The sequence below is a fragment of the Nitrospirillum bahiense genome, assembly GCF_007828025.1.
Taxonomy (GTDB): domain Bacteria; phylum Pseudomonadota; class Alphaproteobacteria; order Azospirillales; family Azospirillaceae; genus Nitrospirillum; species Nitrospirillum amazonense.
Map to the genome: position 1 here is coordinate 40056 of NZ_VITO01000017.1, position 15970 is coordinate 56025.

A 15970-nucleotide genomic window follows, 5' to 3' on the forward strand; every position below is an offset into this window, starting at 1 on the left:
GCATGCGGAGGATACGGCCATGGGCATGTTCACCAAGGACATCGAAACGCTGCACGATTTGTTCGTGTACCAGCTGAAGGACATTTACTACGCCGAGCGTCGCATCGCGAGAGCACTGCCCAAGATGGCCGCGCGCGCGGCGGACCTTGAGCTGCGGCACGGTTTCGAGACGCACGCGCGTGAAACCCAGGAGCAGATCGCCAGGCTGGAACAGGTGTTCCAGATGCATGGCGCGGTACCGGAGACCGCGAAGTGCCCCTCCATCGACGGCATTATCGATGAGACCGACGACGTGGTGGGGGAGGTAGCGGACAAGGGTGTCCTGGATGCCGCTTTGGTCGCCGCCGCGCAATCGGTCGAGCATTACGAAATCGCGCGGTATGGCACCCTGGTCGCCTGGGCCCAGATGCTGGGCCGGGCGGACAGCGCCGAACTGCTGCGCCTCAGCCTGGATGAGGAAAAGGCCACGGACGAGTGGCTGACCATGCTGGCCAAGACGCGGCTGAACCGGGCCGCGGCCTGACGCCGCATCAATGCTTGGCCGTTAACGCCTGGGGCATTTATGGGGCGGACGGTCCCTATCGGGAACCACGGGCGGCTTTTGATTGTTGTTCAAGCGGTTAGCAAAAACCGCCTTGCAACAACCGGGCGGCCCGCCCAGGCGCCCTGCGCCCTCTGGGAAAAGCGGCCCGCCCCAACTGGAGGAGTTACCATGAAACGCGCCAATCTGTTCCTGGCCGCCGCCCTGGGTGTGTCGGCGCTGGGCACCGCCGTTGTCCTGCCCGCCGCCCCGACCCTGGCGCAGGGTACCACCCAGCGCATCGCCACCACCAAGGTGGATGTTGCCACCGTGGCCACCGGCCACCGCTCGTCCAAGATCGTGGGCGCCAAGGTGGTGAACGACCAGAACGATACCGTCGGCACGGTCGATGACCTGATCATCTCGCCCAAGGACAGCGTGCCCTACGCCATCCTGTCCGTGGGCGGTTTCCTGGGTGTGGGCGACCGTCTGGTGGCCATCCCTTACAGCGCCCTGCAGATCACCGATGACAAGATCGAGCTGCCCGGCGGCAACAAGGACGCGCTGAAGAACCAGCCGGCGTTCCATTACGCCAAGAGCTGAGGACGCCTGGCATCCGAAGCCAAGAAGCCCCGCGGGAGGGACACCCTTCCCGCGGGGCTTTCGTGTTCAGCGCCGGCGGCTGCCGAAGATGAAGCCCAGCACCACGCCAAAGGCGGTGTAGGCCACGGGCGCGCTGGTCAGCAGGTCGGTCAGCTTCGTGCCCGACGGGTGCTGGGCCTGCTCGCGTGGAGGCGGGGTCTCGCCCGTGCCGTGATAGGCCCCCTCCGCCAGCTGTTCCAGCTTGGTGCGGGGCCGCGGGCGAGGCGGTTCGGGGGAGGGGTGGGGCGGGGGCGCGAAAGAAGCCATGGGGTTCCTCCTTGGTCACTGATCGAAGGGCGTTTTTCCGCCCGTCTTGAATTGAGGGAACCGCCGCCCCGTCCGCCCTGTTCCGTCCTGCCCGCATTTCGGCGGGAACCAATGCCGCGCTGGCGCATTGGCTTGCGGACCGGCTGCGGGGCCGACCGCCCGCCCCGAATGGTGGAGAGAGTTTATGGAAACCAAACTCAGCCGGCGCGGCCTGTTGGGCGCCGGCCTGGCCGCCGGTGCCGCCGGCGCCCTGCCGTTGGCCGCACCCGGCGCGCCGGAGCAATCCGCCCGGGGCGGTGGCGCCGGTCCTGACATCCGGGGCGACATGCCGTGGCAGGAAGGGGCGGCGGATGCGCCGTTTCCGGCCGACCGCCGTGCCGGCTACATCTATTTCACCGCGGCGGAGGCCGCCTTCATCGAGGCGGCGGTGGGGCGCCTGATCCCCGCCGATGAACTGGGCGGTGGGGCCATCGAGGCGGCGGTTCCGCTGTTCATCGATCGCCAGCTGGATGGCGAATACGGCCATGCCAGCCGCTGGTACATGCAGGGGCCCTGGGCGCCGCCGCTGAAGACCCAGGGCTATCAAAGCCGCATGACCCCGGCGGAGGTGTATCGCTCCGCCATCCGCGCCATCGACGACATGGTGGCCAAACAGCACGGCGGCGCGTCCTTCGCCAAGCTGCCACCCGACGAGCAGGACGCGGTGTTGAAGGGCCTGGAAGCGAACGAGCTGACCATCGAGGACGTGGACACCAAGGTGTTCTTCACCCTGCTGCTGCAGAACACCATCGAGGGCTTTTTCAGCGACCCCGTCTACGGCGGCAACAAGGACATGATCGGCTGGCGCCTGATCGGCTTTCCCGGCGCCCGGTACGACCATGGGCCCTTCGTGGAGCGTCACAACCAACCCTATCCCCTGCCGCCGGTCGGTATCACCGGCCGGCCCGGCTGGACCCCGCGCGACGAGGACGGCCAGCCCAAGGAAGTGGGGACCAAGACCCATGTCTGAGAAATTGCCCTCCGTTGACGTGCTGGTGGTGGGGTTCGGCTGGACCGGTGCCATCGTCGCCCAGGAACTGACCGATGCCGGGCTGAATGTCCTGGCGCTGGAGCGGGGCAGGTGGCGGGACACGCCCACCGATTTCGCCCCCACCTTCGCCCAGGATGAGCTGCGCTACATGTGGCGGCACGCGCTGTTCGAGAACCTGGCGCACAACACGCTGACCATCCGCAACAACACCAGCCAGACGGCGCTGCCCATGCGCGTCATGGGCTCATTCCTGCCGGGCACGGGGGTGGGGGGTTCCGGCGTGCACTGGAACGGGCAGACATGGCGCTTCCTGCCCAGCGACCTGGAGGTGCGCAGCCATGTCACGCGGCGCTATGGCGCCAAGGCCATTCCCGCCGACATGACCATCCAGGACTTCGGCGTCACCTATGACGACCTGGAACCGCACTACGACCGCTTCGAGTATCTCTGCGGCACCTCGGGCACGGCGGGCAATTTGAACGGCCAGATCCAGGCGGGCGGCAACCCGTTCGAAGGTGCCCGCAAGCGGGCCTATCCCACCCCCGCCATGCGCCAGGCCTACGCCCCCACCCTGTTCGCGGAGGCCGCCGCCAGGCTGGGCTACCACCCCTTCCCGCAACCGTCGTCCAACTTGTCGGAAGCCTATACCAACCCGCTGGGCGTGCAGCTGGGGCCCTGCACCTATTGCGGTTTCTGCGAGAAGTTCGGCTGCGGCAACTATTCCAAGGCCACGGCGCAGACGACCATCCTGCCCGTGCTCATGCGCAAGCCCAACTTCACCCTGCGCACGGAGGCGGAGGCGCTGACGATCAACCGGGACAGCACGGGCAAGCGGGCGGTCAGCGTCACCTATGTCGATGCCCAGGGACGGGAGTTCGAACAGCCGGCCGACCTGATTTTCCTGGGCACCTACGCCCTCAACAACGTCCGCCTGCTGCTGCTGTCGGGCATCGGCACGCCGTATGACCCGCGGACCGGGCAGGGTGTAGTGGGGCGCAACTACGCCTACCAGCGCACCTCCTTCGTGAACGCCTTCTTCGATGACAAGATCCTGAACCCCTTCATCGGGGCGGGCGCGCATGGCATGCACATCGACGACTTCAACGGCGACAATTTCGACCACGGCGGCCTGGGCTTCCTGGGCGGGGGTTATTTCGGGGTGCTGCAGACCGGCGCCCGGCCCATCGAAACCCACCCGGTGCCGGAGGGCACGCCCACCTGGGGCGGGGCCTGGAAGAAGGCGGTGGCCGCCAACTACCTCAAGACCACCACCATCTCCACCCACGGCGGGGTGATGAGCCATCGCGGCAACTACCTGGACCTGGACCCGACGTACCGGGACGTCTACGGCCGGCCGCTGCTGCGCATGACCTTCGACTACACCGACAACGAACAGAAGATGGCCCACTACATCACCGACCGCGCGGCCGACGTCGCCCGCGCCATGGGCCCGCGTGAGATCAAGGTGGTGTATCGCGACGGCTCCTGGGACGTGGTGCCGTATCAGACCACCCACAACACCGGCGGCGCCATCATGGGCGCCGATCCCAAGACCAGCGTGGTCAACCGCTATCTGCAAAGCTGGGACGTCAGCAACCTGTTCATCATGGGGGCCAGCGCCTTTCCCCAGAACCCGGGCTACAACCCCACCGGCACCGTGGCGGCGCTGGCCTACTGGTCGCTGAAGGCGGTGCGCGAACAGTACCTGAAATCCCCCGGCCCTCTGGTGCACACATGAGGGCCCCCCTGCAGCGCGCGCTTGTGACCGGGCTGCTGAGCCTGGGCATCCTGGTGGCCACCCTGTCGCTGGTGGCCATCGGCCTCAGCGGCATCGCCAACGGCCAGCCGCCCTCCGGTACGTCCGGGCCCTATCCGCCGGTGAAGGATCCGGATGTGGCGAAGGGGTACTATGTGGCGGTGCAAGGGGATTGCGTCGGCTGCCACACCGTGCCGGGCGGCCTGCCGTTCGCCGGCGGACGCCCCCTGGTGACACCCTTCGGCACCATCTATTCCGCCAACATCACGCCGGACAAGGACGCCGGCATCGGGCGTTGGTCGGCGGACGACTTCTACCGCGCCCTGCATGAGGGCAAGGCGCCGGATGGCCATCTTTACCCGGCCTTCCCCTACAACTATTACACCCGCATCGGCCGGGCTGATTCCGACGCGCTGTTCGCCTATCTGCGCAGCCTGCCGCCCTCGCCCAAGCGGTCGCCGCGCAACGATCTGCCGTTTCCGTTCAACATCCGCGCCCTGATGGTGGGCTGGAACCTTCTGTTCCTGGACAAGGGGGAGTACAAGCCCGATCCCGCCAAGTCCGCGGCCTGGAACCGGGGCGCCTATTTGGTGGAGGGGCCGGGCCATTGCGCCGCCTGCCATACGCCCAAGAACCTCTTCGGCGCCCCGCGCACCAGCCGCGACTATCACGGCGGCGACATCGGCAACGGCTGGTACGCGCCGGACATCACCCCCAACAAGCGCACCGGCATCGGGGGGTGGAGCGACGAGGAGCTGTTCCAGTACCTGAAGACCGGCCGCAACGTCCATGCCAATGCCTCCGCCGACATGGGCGAGGTGGTGGCCTATTCCACGTCGCGCATGACCGACGATGACGTGCGCGCCATCATCGCCTATCTGCGCGACCGGCCGGCGCGGGCCGACGACAGCCCCAAAAAGCCGGACCCCGCCGTCATGAAGGCGGGGGAGGCCGTCTATATCGACACCTGCGCCGCCTGCCACCGCATGGACGGCGCCGGCTCCATGGCCATGTTCCCCCGCCTGCCCGGCAGCCCGAACCTGCAGCAACCCAACCCCGCCACCCTTATCCGTGTCTTGCTGGTGGGCAGCCGCAGCCTGCCGACCGACGCGCGGCCGACACCGACGTCCATGCCGGCCTTCAACTGGAAACTCAGGGACGAACAGATCGCCGCCGTGGCCACCTATGTGCGCAACAGCTGGGGCAACGTGGCGGCACCGGTGGACGTCGATACGGTGACCAAGATGCGCAAGGCCCTGGGCGCCGACCGCCGCACCTTACCGGATGGCTTGCCCACCGATATGCATCATCCCAACCCGGAAACCGTATCCAGCCCCCACACCGACAGCCGGCAGAACGGGACGGACCAGGCGGGGACGGCGGCGGTTCAGCCCTAGGGTGTTATGCCGTACCGGGCGAAATCTTCAGCGGCCCTGTAGTAAAAATGCACCCCTTGAGCTAAGTCGGCTTCGCCGCCCGCCCGGTCACCCATTCGCATTCGGGCCACGCCCCGACCATAGAGTGGCATGCCCGAGATCGGATTGATTTTCAGCGCGTTATCATAGCTGGCGATGGCTTCCTGATAACGTCCAAGGCGCAAAAGGATGAAGCCCCGGCTGTTCCAGGTGACAGACCGCGAGGATTCTAGCCAGGGCATGGTGAAGGACGCGTCACACTCCGCGAGCGCGGTTTCCAGGTCCACGCCGCCCGTGGCCTTGGTCCAGCAGAGATGATTAAGCTGATCCCAGGTGGTGGGTTGGGCGCGAACTGCGGCGAAGTCTCTGGCGGCAAGGTCCGTCTTGCCAAGCTTCATCAGCAGGATGCCGCGTCGTACCAGCGCATCGGGAAGGTCTTTCTGAGATTCCAACGCAGCGGAATAAGCGGTGACTGCGGTCTCAAGGTCGCCGGCATCGACCGCCTCTTCGGCGCGCTCCCGGTAGGCCGGATAGAAGCCGGCGTCCAGCGACAGCGCCGCCGCCAGATCCGATTCCTTTCCCTTCCTGTCGGATTTGGGCCGGTCATGCGCTCGCATCACATACGTTCGCGCCGATGGCTCCAGCCGCAGTTCTGCGGTGAAGGCGCGGACAGCATCATCATAGCGCGACAGTTCCTCATACAACTGGCCGGCAATGTCGTAAGCATCTGCCTTATCGGGGAAATCGGCCATGACTCCCGCCGCCGTGGCGGCGATGTCTTCCTTATCGCCCCCCATTTCCTCATGAAGGCGAGCGCGCCAGCCGTAGCCCTCGATCCAATCCGGTTGCAGCCGCAATGCCGCGTCGATATCCGCCATCGCATGGTCGAAGTCGTTGATTGACCAGTAGGCTTGGGCGCGATGGGTAAGGGCTGAGTGATTGTCGGCTTCAATTTCCAGGGATCTGGTGAAGTCCTTTATGGCTGCGTCTAATTCCAGATTGTCGAATTCCACCAAAGCCAGTCCGCGCCAAGCCATGGCGTTGTGGGGGTTACTCTTGCTCGCCAGGGTGTAATCGGACCTTGCTTCTTGATTTTCTTCCAGACGATAGTGAGCGAAGGCGCGGTAGACGACGGCTTCGTCTGACTGTGCATCCAAGGTAGCCGCCTGAGTAAAATCAGCCAGGGCTTGCTTGTAATCCTCTTCATCTAGTTCCAGCTTGCCACGTCGAATGTATTCCATCGGTGACATCGGCGACATCCAAGAGCTTAGGAAACCGAGCCTTGATTTGTCGATGGCATGAAACAGTCCAGCGACAATGGCTACAAGGAGGATCAGTTCCATTCCTCGCGCTTGCCACCACCGCATTCATGCCCCCTTAGCCCAAGCTGCGCGTGGGAGACTAGCAGCCCGAGAAATATTTGCAATTCATCGCCAGAAGCGTGATGCCAGAGCATCAAGCGATGTTGCCCGCCGCCCGGTAGGCCATGCCCTCCACCCCGTGCAGGAAGCCGTTGCTGAAGCGCCGCCCAGGACAGAGGTCGCGCAGGCGGTCGCGGGCCGGGGTCACCGGAAGAGTGCCATCCAGCACGGCGTGGAAGGTCTCTGCCACGGCCACCATGTCGCAATCCTGCGGCGACAGGCGGAAGCGATCCACCCCCAGCGACCGCAGGCGGCCTAGATCGCCCAGCAGGTCCAGATAGCTGCCCGACAGGGTCTGCACGCCGTTCACCGCCAGGAAGGGGGCGCCGTCCAGGGTGTCCAGGTCCATGCCGTCAGGGTGTTTCTCACACACGTAGCGGCAGCCGTCCTTGTGCAGGCCGTGGGCGCGGGCGTGGTAGCAGCGGGCGGAGATGGCCAGCGGCAGGCGGCCGAAGGCCTGCACCTCAAGCTGGGTGCCCGTCGCCATGGCGGCCCCCGCCAACGCCCCGATGGCGTCGGCTGTCAGCTCCCCCGGCAGACACACCCGGGTGGCGCCCTGGCGGGCCATCAGTTCCAGGGTGCTGGGATTGTAGACGGCCACCAGCGGGCCGATGGCGTGCGGCCGGCGGGCGCAGGCTGCCACGGCGGTCAGGTCGTTGGCTTCCACCAGGAAGTCTTCGCTAGCGGCCAGATCCATGACGGCTTGGCGCTCCCGCGCCTGCATGACCAGCGCCAGGCTGCCCAGCACCACTTCCTTACCGGCGCGCCGCAGCCGCTCCGCCACCTCGGGGATATGGCTGTCGAAGAAGGGCGCGCGCTTGGAGCAGACCACCTCACCCAGGACGACGGTGTCGACCGGCGCCTCATCGGCGATCCGGGCGTAGAAGTCGCGGCGCCGGGTGGCGGGCCAGTGGAAGTGCAGAGGGCCCAGGGTCAGCTTGGGACGTTCGACGCTCATGATCATCCTCCCCGCTCAGCGCCAGCGCCGGTCGTAGGCGCCGGCGGTGGCGCGGCCGCCTTCCATCTCGCTGGCCAAATCCGGCACGGTGAAGCCGCCGGCCACGGCCGCGTCGATGGCGCGGCGGAACTCACTCACCACACGGGCGACATAGGCGCGGCCCCGCTGCCGCCCCTCGATCTTCAACGCCCGCACCCCGGCCTTGATCAGGCCGGGAATATGGTCGGCGGCGTTCAGCGACGTCGGCTCCTCGAACAGGTAGCCGGTGGTAGCGTTGGCGCGGAACCGGCCCTTGCACAGGGTGGGATAGCCGGCGGGCGCACCTGCCGGGTGGCGGTCGATGGTGACATTCCCCAGCCGGGCGGTGACGTCGCCACCGGGCTCGCGTCGGAACTGCACCGCGCCGGCGGGTGAACAGACGCCGTGGGTGTTGGGCGACTGGCCGGTGACATAGCTGGACAGCTGGCAGCGCCCCTCCGCCATCACGCACATGCCGCCGAAGGCGAACACCTCCGTTTCCACCGGCGCCACCGCCGCCGTCAGTTCCGTCACCTCCGCCAGGGTCAGCACGCGGGGCAGCACCACGCGCTGCACGCCGAAGTTCTGGGCCAGATAGCGGATGGCCTCGGGCGTGGAGGCGGCGGCCTGGACCGACAGGTGCAGGCGCAGGGAGGGGTGCGTGGCCTGGGCATAGGCCAGCAAGCCCATGTCGGCCAGGATGACCGCGTCGGCCCCGGCCTCGGCCGCGTTGTCCACGGCGCGGTGCCAGGTGGCCTCCTCCCCCGCCCGGGGGAAGGTGTTGATGGCGATGTACAGCGACCGGCCGGCCCTGTGGGTGCGGGCGACGGCGGCGCGCATCTCCGCCGGGCTGAAATTCAGGCCGGGGAAGTTGCGGGCGTTGGTGGCGTCGGCGAAACCGCAATAGACGGCATCGGCACCGGCCTCCACCGCCGCGTCCAATGCCGCCGGCGTTCCCGCGGGGCAGACGAGGGACAGGGGAGAGATCGTCATGGCTGAACCTCCGCCACCGCCAGGGCGACGGGTTGATGCGCGGCACGCGCCATCAGATGCAGCAGGCCGTCGACATCGCCGTACCAACGCCGCGCCATGGTGAGGACGCGCCGGGGCAGGCGGGCCGCCAGATCGCGCTCCAGCGCGATGTCCGCGCCGTCCACGGCATTGCGCAGGATCAGCACCGCCTCCATGTCGCCCTCGATCATCAGCTGCCGGCTGAAGAACAGGGAGTCGCCGTCGACACGACCCTCCAGCAGGGCCAGCAGCGCCGCCAGGGGCGCCCGCAGCGTGGCAGCCGCCGGGGGCGGGGCGTCCCCATCGGCGATGGGCCACAGGCCGGGCCGCACGCCCGCCGGCCGCAGCAGGAAGCGCACCGGCAGGTCACTGGGATCAACCAGGAAGGCCCGTTCCCCCAGCACTGCCAGGCGCTGGAACACCGCTTCATGGCGCCGCCGCAGGCGGTCGAACGCCATCTGTGACAGGCGCGCAGCCACGGGCCCGGCCAGCGGACGGCCCAACAGCGGCAGGGGCGGCAGGACACGCGCCGCCAGCCCGGCCAGCAGCACGGGCGACAAGGGGGGCGGATCGGTCGGGTCGAGACTCACGGGGGCGACATCCAATTAGGGTGGGTCGCGCGACTGTGGGCGCCGCCGGCCGGGGATGTCGTTGACATGGCACAATAATGAAGGGGTGCCGCCTTGAAACGGCGCCGTCCCGTGCCGATACAAGGGAAGGTTCTTGCCACACAACGATGCGGACGCCGAATGCCTGGGAATTCCTATTACACTGGTCCTGTGACGGACCATTTCGACGGTGTCCGCTTCTTCAATCCCGGCCAAGCCCCGACCGACCGCAGCCTGAGGGAGATACTGCGCTGGCGCTGGGGCGGGAAGCGGCCGGTGTGGCCTACGGCGGTGGCGGGGCGGCAGGTGCGCCCGGCGGCGCGTGTGCATGGCCTGGCGGTCACCATGATCGGCCACGCCAGCGTGCTGATCCAGGTGGCGGGGCTGAACCTGCTGGTGGATCCGGTCTGGTCGGAACGGGTCAGCCCCTTCCAATGGCTGGGGCCGCGCCGTGTCAACCGGCCGGGCGTCGCCTTCGAGGATTTGCCGCCCATCGACGCGGTGCTGCTGACCCACAACCATTACGACCATCTGGACGTGGGCACCCTACGGCGGCTGTGGGCCACCCACCGTCCCCGCATCGTAGCACCCCTGGGCAATGATCGTGTGGTGGCGCGCGAGGTGGGGCCCCTGCCGGTGGAAACCGGCGATTGGGGCGATACGGTCGCGCTGGGCCCTGCCGTCACCGCCTGTTTCCATCCCGCCTATCACTGGTCGGCGCGCCGGCTGGGCGATCGGCGCATGGCGCTGTGGTGCGGCTTCGTGCTGCGCACGCCGGCGGGCCCGGTCTATGTGGCAGGGGACACCGGCTATGGCGACGGCGCCATTTTCCGTCAGGTGAGACGGCACCATGGCGAGCCCACCGTCGCCATCCTGCCCATCGGCGCCTACGCCCCCCGCTGGTTCATGAAGCAGCAGCACTGCGATCCGGCGGAGGCCGTGCGCATCCTGGCCGACTGCGGCGCCCGCCAGGGGCTGGCGGTGCATTGGGGCACCTTTCCCCTATCGGATGAGGAACGCCTGGCCCCGCCACAGGAACTGGCCCAGGCGCTGGCGTTGGAAGGCATGGCGGCCCACCGCTTTCGCGCGCTGGAGCCAGGGGACGTCTGGATCGACCCAGGCCAGGACGATTGATCGTCCATTCCCGCCCGCCTTAAAAAAGAAGCCGGCCGGGATCATGACCCCGGCCGGCCTTCAGTGCCCTGACGAACTCAGAAGTTTAGCGTGGCCGTCAGCAGCTTGACGTTGATGGCAGCCCAGACGAAGAAGACCAGCGACAGGGCCACCAGCACCGCCCAGGCGGTAGTCCAGGGCCGGCGGCCGCCCCGGGTGGCGATGTCGTAGGCGTTCCAGGCGGCGGCTACGGTGCCGGCGATGGTGGCCAGCAACACCAGCTGCATCAGGCGCATCCAGATGTCCAGCCGGCCGTCCAGGGCGTCCACGCCGTGGTTGATGACCGACAGCATGAGCCCCCAGCCCAGGACGAAGACCAGGACCAGCCAGGCTGCGGCCCGCGTGGCGCGGTGCAGGATCAGCGTCCGGCCGGTGATGCCGGGGTTGTAGCGGTAGCGGCGGCGCACCAGGGCGACGACGGGCCAGGACAGGGCGGTCAGGGCCAGTACGCCCAGGGCCACCGCCATCACCGGCGTGATCCAGCCGGCGTTCAGCGAGCCCGGCGCCGGCACGAACTCGATGATGGGGGCGTAGGCGCCGATGGAGAACATGACCACCTTGCCGTCCTTCACCACGGCCGCCAGACGCTCCTTGCCTTCGGCGTCCTGCCACAGCCAGGGGCCGACCTCGCGCCAGCGCTTCGGCACCCGGGCAGCGTCCAGCAGGGCGGAGACGGTGATGGTGTCGTCATCGTTCGCCACGATCTGGGCCTCGCCCAGCAGGCTGAACAGGCGCATGAAGTTGGTCTCGGAGCCGCGGCTGCTGACATAGTGCCCGGCCATGACCTGGGCATGCTCCTTGGCGGTGGGGGCCGTGGGCAGCTCGGGCTTGGGCTGGGGGAAATAGCGGTCCGTGAAGTCGACGAAGACATGCTCCCGCAGCACATGGGCCGCAGCTTCGCGCCCGGCGCTGTTGAAGGACATGTAGAGGCCGACGCCGTCGTCGATGAACAGGTGCAGGTCGGAATGGAAGACGTCGGTGTCGCCGCCATGGCCCACGATGCGGTGGCCGTTGCGGTCCTCATGATAGAAGCCCAGCCCCATGGCGGGCAGGCCGGGGTAGGGGGTGTTGGCGTTGGCGTACATCTGCTCCGCCGTCGCCTTGTCCAGCAGCGGCCCGCCGTGGGCCAGGTGCGCGATCATGAACTGCGCCATGTCGGCCCCGGTGGCGGACAGGGCGCCCGCCGGTGACATGTCGATGATCTCGAACGGCTGCGGGTCCTTGGACGCCTGCTCATAACCCTTGGACATGCCCCCGGCCAGGTTGGCCGGCAGCGGTTGGACAAAGGTGGAATGCTGCATGCCCAGGGGCGTGAAGATATGGTTCTGGATGTATTGGGCGAAGGGCTCGCCCGACACCCGCTCCACGATATAGCCCGCCATCGAGGCGCCGTAGTTGGAATAGGCCGGGATTTGGCCCGGGGCGTAGATGCGCGTGGGCACCCAGCGCTTCATGGCCTCACCCAGCGGCTTGGCCAGCTTGGGGTCGGTCAGCAGCAGGTACTTGGCCGTCTCCTCGAACCCGGGGGTGTGCGTCATGATGTGGCGCAGCGTGATGGGTTTGCCGAAGGCCGGCGGGATCTTGTAGTCCAGGTAGTCGTTGACATCCCGGTCCAGGTCCAGCTTGCCGGCCTGCACCTGCTGCATCACCGCCGTCCAGGTGAACAGCTTGGAGATGGAGCCGGGGCGGAACAGGGTGCCGGCGGGATCCACCGGCTTCTTCTCCTTCACGTCGGCATAGCCGAAGCCGCGCTGGGTCAGCACCTGGCCGTCCTTCACCACCACCACCACCGCGCCGGCGATGTCGCCGGTCTGCAGGGCATAGGGCATGTAACCGTCCAGCCAGGTGTCCACGTCCGCCTTGGTCAGGGTGGACGCGGGCGCCGGGGCCGAGGCCGGCGCCTCGCTGGCCGCCGGCACCTGGGCGGGTGGGGTCGGCTTGAGGTCGGCGGGCGACTGCGCCGCGGCCGGCAGGGCCAGGGCGGTCATGAGAAGCGCTAAGAGGCGAACCTTCCACATCGTGTTCTGTCCTTGCCTTAGAAACGATAGCCAAGCGTGGCCCCGAAGGAACGGGGGCGCACGATGGCCGCGGTGACATTGCCATCCAGGGCCGACCCGGCCGCGCCCACATCCAGGATGCCACGGCTGTCGGTCAGGTTGCGCACGAAGGCATCGATCCGGTACCCGCCGAAGGTGACGCCGGCATGGGCGTCCACCTGGCTGTAGGCGCTGAGGTGCCGCTGGCCGTAGCTGGTGTCGAAGGCCGACAGCCGGTCACCGGTGTAGCGCCAGCTGAAACCGGCGATGCCGTCCACCGTCTCGCTCAGCGGCCGCTGGTATTCCACCGCCAGAGTGGAGGAGAAGCGGGCGGTGTAGGGCAGGCGGTCGCCTTTCAGCCCGCCCACCAGGGGGGGCGCGTCGCTGGTGAGGGTGGCGTCGACGAAGGCGCCGTTCAGCGACACGGTCAGGCCGGTCAGGGGCCGCATCGTGACCGAGGCCTCGACACCCTGGCTGCGCGCGGTGCCGCCGTTGATGTTGACGCCGTAGTCGTCGACCGAGCTGAACAGCTGGATGTTGTCCCAGTCGATGTAGAAGCCGGTCAGTTCCAGTGACAGTTTGCGGTTCAGCAGTTCCGACTTCACCCCGATCTCATAATTGGTGGTGGTGTCGGCGCCGAACTGGTGGGGGACGGCGTCCGGCGCCCCGGGCGGCAGCACGTTGGGGCCGCCGGGACGATAGCCCTTGGCTACCCGCACATAGATCGTGGTGTCCTCATTGGGCTTGAACGACGGCGCCACGGAATAGGTGAACACCCCGTCGGAGGAATGGGCGGTGTAGTCTGAGTCGCCGGCCAGCGGGCCGCTGCTGATCTGCACCGCGTCCTGTTCGTTATGGCTGTAGCGGCCACCGAAGGTCAGGTCTAACTGGTCGTTGAGGTGGACAGTGCCGCTGGCGAAGCCGGCATATTCCTCGTACCGCGAGGCCAGGTTGGCCAGCGCCAGGCCGGAGAAGTCGGCGATGTGGGCGCCGCTGGCGCCGTCCACGCCGTCGATGATCTGGTTGATGGCATTGCGCTCACGCGTATAAAAGCCGCCCACCGTCCATTCCAGCCAGCCGGTGTCGGTGGAGGCCAGGCGCACCTCCTCCGTCAGACGGCGCTGCTGCACTTGCTGCACCTGGGAGGCGCCCAGCGGCACGCCAAAGGCGCCGGTCAGCAGGCCGCCATAGAGGCCGCTCGCATCCTCCAAAGCGTTTTGATAGAGCGAGCTGTAACTGGTGGAGGACAGCAGCTGCACCGGCCCGAAATCATAGCTGCCGGTCAGGTTGTAGACCCGGTATTGCATGTCGCTGGGCTGGTCAACCACGCGCGCCTGCATGTAGTTGCCCAGCGCCGGCCTAAGCGTGACGGGGTCGACGTCGACCTGGTTGGTGCCGTTGCTGTCCAGGTTCTGCAACACCACCGAGGCCCGCAGGCTCAGCGCATCGGTGGGCTTGAACAGGGCGGAGACGCGGCCGCCGTAGGTGCGGCCGTCATTGATGTCTTTCTCATGCTGGTCGTCGACGAAGCCCGGGTCGCGGCGGTAGAAGCCGCTAGCCCGCACGGCCAGGGTATCGGCCAGCGGCACGTTGACCGAAGCCCGGCCGGACCAGCCGGTGTCGCCATGGGCCACGTCCTCGGTGCTCAGCTCCGCGGCCGCGTGCACCGCGTCCGTGCTGGGCGCCACCGTCACGTACTTGACCAGGCCGCCCAGGGAATTGGCACCGTACAGCGTGCCCTGGGGGCCGCGCAGCACCTCCACCCGCTCCAGGTCCGAAGGGTCCAGGTCGGGGGTCAGGATGGCGCCGTTGGCCAGGGAGGTGGCGGAGCCGTAGGGCGTTTCGTCCACATATGTCGCCACGGTGGCGCCCACGCCGCCGGTGTTGATGCCGCGCAGGATCAGCCGCGCCTGGCCCGCCTGGGTTTCCACCAGGGCCGCGCTGGGCACCCGGGTGAAAAAGTCGTCCAGCCGGTCGGCGTGGGCTTGCTGCAGCGCCTCCGCCGACACGGCGGAGACCGACTGCGGCACGTCGATCAGGCGCTCCGTCCGTTTCTGCGCCGTGACGACGATCTCCGCCAGCATGTCGGCCGAGTCCGCCGGCGCCGCCGTTGGCGACCCTGCGTCCGGTGCCTGTTGCGCCCGCGCGCTGGCGCTGATAGCCAAGGCCGCCACGCCCGCGCAGAGGAATGCCCTGGTTCCCCGCTTCATTTCCCGATCTCCCTGATCGTTATGTTGGGCCCATGATGGCATGTGTTTCAGATTTGGCAACAGCGTTTCTGCAATACGAATGTTTCTATGCGGCGACGCTGGTTTTCTCCAGGCGGCTGGTGCACTTTGGATGATGAAACGCCCGGAAACGCCTATGGGAAACGTGGAACGCGGGACTGAGTTGCCGGGCTTGGAAGATAAGGGAGGGGAAGGCATGGCCAAATCCGCATCGGACCGGGCGCATCCGGCGCTGGCCCTGCGGGCGGCGCGGATCAAACAGGGGCTGACGCTCCGCGCCCTGGCGGCCCGCATCGGCATGCCCTTCTCCACCCTGTCCAAGCTCGAGAACGGCAAGATGGAGATGACCTACGACAAGCTGCTGCGCCTGGCGCAGGGGCTGGGCGTGGACATCGGCACCCTGGTCAGCAGCCCAGGGCCGGAAGCCGAGCCGCCGCCGGCCGGCGGCCGCCGCAGCGTCTCCCGCGCCGGCCGGTCGCCGGGCGCCACCTCGGATGTGCACGCCCACCAGTATCCGGCGGCTGACCTGCTGGGCAAGCTGATGGTCCCCATCATCATCGAGGTGCGGGCCCGCAGCGTGGCTGAGATGGGCGGCATGGTGCGCCATTCGGGCGAGGAATATCTTTACGTCCTATCCGGCGCCATGGAACTGCACTCCGACCTTTATGCGCCGTTGCGGCTGGAGGCGGGCGATTCGGTCTATTTCGACAGCGGCATGAGCCACGTCTATGTGCGGGTGAGCGAGGAGACATGCCGGGTTCTGTCGGTCTGCGCCGGGCCCGGAATCCAGCGTCTGGCCCAATCCGCGGCCAAGGCGTGGAAGCTGTCGCCGGCCACGGACGAGGAAACGGTTTGACACGCTGTTTCCGATATTGAAACACCTGCCA

General features: G+C 67.6%; 14 protein-coding genes. 7 read left to right on the forward strand and 7 right to left on the reverse strand.

Features of this window, described 5'->3' with window-relative positions; all coding sequences use genetic code 11:
* Window positions 1–19: 19 nt before the first annotated feature.
* On the forward strand, window positions 20–523 hold the full coding sequence (locus tag FBZ88_RS21780; RefSeq protein WP_088875781.1) for a YciE/YciF ferroxidase family protein: 504 nt from the start codon (window positions 20–22) through the stop codon (window positions 521–523).
* A 189-nt stretch (window positions 524–712) separates the two neighbouring features.
* Window positions 713–1123 carry a PRC-barrel domain-containing protein gene (locus FBZ88_RS21785; protein WP_145613426.1) on the forward strand — a complete coding sequence of 137 codons (411 nt, stop codon included), beginning with the start codon at window positions 713–715 and terminating at the stop codon, window positions 1121–1123.
* Window positions 1124–1189: 66 nt separating this feature from the next.
* Here FBZ88_RS21785 and FBZ88_RS21790 read toward each other — a convergent pair whose 3' ends face one another.
* Complete coding sequence (locus tag FBZ88_RS21790; RefSeq protein ID WP_145619237.1) at window positions 1190–1429, reverse strand: hypothetical protein; 240 nt, start codon at window positions 1427–1429, stop codon at window positions 1190–1192.
* A gap of 184 nt (window positions 1430–1613) precedes the next feature.
* Here FBZ88_RS21790 and FBZ88_RS21795 point away from each other — a divergent pair, with 184 nt between their 5' ends.
* Genes FBZ88_RS21795 through FBZ88_RS21805 form a run of 3 tightly spaced genes read left to right on the forward strand, consistent with a single transcriptional unit; the run spans window position 1614 to window position 5612 of the window.
* Window positions 1614–2438, forward strand: a complete 825-nt coding sequence (locus FBZ88_RS21795) for a gluconate 2-dehydrogenase subunit 3 family protein (RefSeq protein WP_145619238.1) — start codon at window positions 1614–1616, stop codon at window positions 2436–2438.
* Window positions 2431–4197: a GMC family oxidoreductase gene (locus tag FBZ88_RS21800; RefSeq protein WP_145619239.1), complete on the forward strand. Its 1767-nt coding sequence runs from the start codon at window positions 2431–2433 to the stop codon at window positions 4195–4197. The genes FBZ88_RS21795 and FBZ88_RS21800 overlap by 8 nt, the downstream gene beginning before the upstream one ends.
* Window positions 4194–5612, forward strand: a complete 1419-nt coding sequence (locus tag FBZ88_RS21805) for a c-type cytochrome (protein WP_145619240.1) — start codon at window positions 4194–4196, stop codon at window positions 5610–5612. Before FBZ88_RS21800 ends, FBZ88_RS21805 begins: the two co-directional genes overlap by 4 nt.
* Here the strand turns inward: FBZ88_RS21805 and FBZ88_RS21810 are convergent.
* The 4 genes from FBZ88_RS21810 to ubiT form a co-directional block, all read right to left on the reverse strand.
* On the reverse strand, window positions 5609–6973 hold the full coding sequence (locus tag FBZ88_RS21810; protein WP_186464544.1) for a tetratricopeptide repeat protein: 1365 nt from the start codon (window positions 6971–6973) through the stop codon (window positions 5609–5611). The genes FBZ88_RS21805 and FBZ88_RS21810 overlap by 4 nt on opposite strands.
* A 112-nt stretch (window positions 6974–7085) precedes the next feature.
* Window positions 7086–8009, reverse strand: coding sequence for a ubiquinone anaerobic biosynthesis protein UbiV (gene ubiV, locus FBZ88_RS21815; protein ID WP_145619242.1), 924 nt, complete (start codon window positions 8007–8009; stop codon window positions 7086–7088).
* A 15-nt stretch (window positions 8010–8024) separates the two neighbouring features.
* The gene (gene ubiU / locus FBZ88_RS21820) at window positions 8025–9020 is read right to left on the reverse strand and encodes a ubiquinone anaerobic biosynthesis protein UbiU (protein ID WP_211102762.1); all 996 of its coding nucleotides are present in this window, start codon (window positions 9018–9020) and stop codon (window positions 8025–8027) included.
* Entirely contained in the window at window positions 9017–9628 is a 612-nt protein-coding gene (ubiT, locus tag FBZ88_RS21825; protein WP_145619243.1) for a ubiquinone anaerobic biosynthesis accessory factor UbiT, read from the reverse strand. Before ubiT ends, ubiU begins: the two co-directional genes overlap by 4 nt.
* 159 nt (window positions 9629–9787) lie before the next feature.
* Between ubiT and FBZ88_RS21830 the strand changes: the two genes are divergently transcribed.
* Entirely contained in the window at window positions 9788–10780 is a 993-nt protein-coding gene (locus FBZ88_RS21830; RefSeq protein ID WP_145619244.1) for an MBL fold metallo-hydrolase, read from the forward strand.
* A gap of 77 nt (window positions 10781–10857) precedes the next feature.
* Here the strand turns inward: FBZ88_RS21830 and FBZ88_RS21835 are convergent, their stop codons facing one another.
* Both FBZ88_RS21835 and FBZ88_RS21840 read right to left on the reverse strand, forming a co-directional pair.
* Window positions 10858–12837: a serine hydrolase domain-containing protein gene (locus tag FBZ88_RS21835; protein ID WP_246138795.1), complete on the reverse strand. Its 1980-nt coding sequence runs from the start codon at window positions 12835–12837 to the stop codon at window positions 10858–10860.
* 17 nt (window positions 12838–12854) lie between these two features.
* Window positions 12855–15065, reverse strand: coding sequence for a TonB-dependent receptor (locus FBZ88_RS21840; RefSeq protein ID WP_186464545.1), 2211 nt, complete (start codon window positions 15063–15065; stop codon window positions 12855–12857).
* Between the two features lie 214 nt (window positions 15066–15279).
* On the opposite strand from FBZ88_RS21840, the gene FBZ88_RS21845 reads away from it, so the two are divergent.
* Complete coding sequence (locus tag FBZ88_RS21845) at window positions 15280–15939, forward strand: helix-turn-helix domain-containing protein (RefSeq protein WP_211102763.1); 660 nt, start codon at window positions 15280–15282, stop codon at window positions 15937–15939.
* Window positions 15940–15970: the final 31 nt, after the last annotated feature.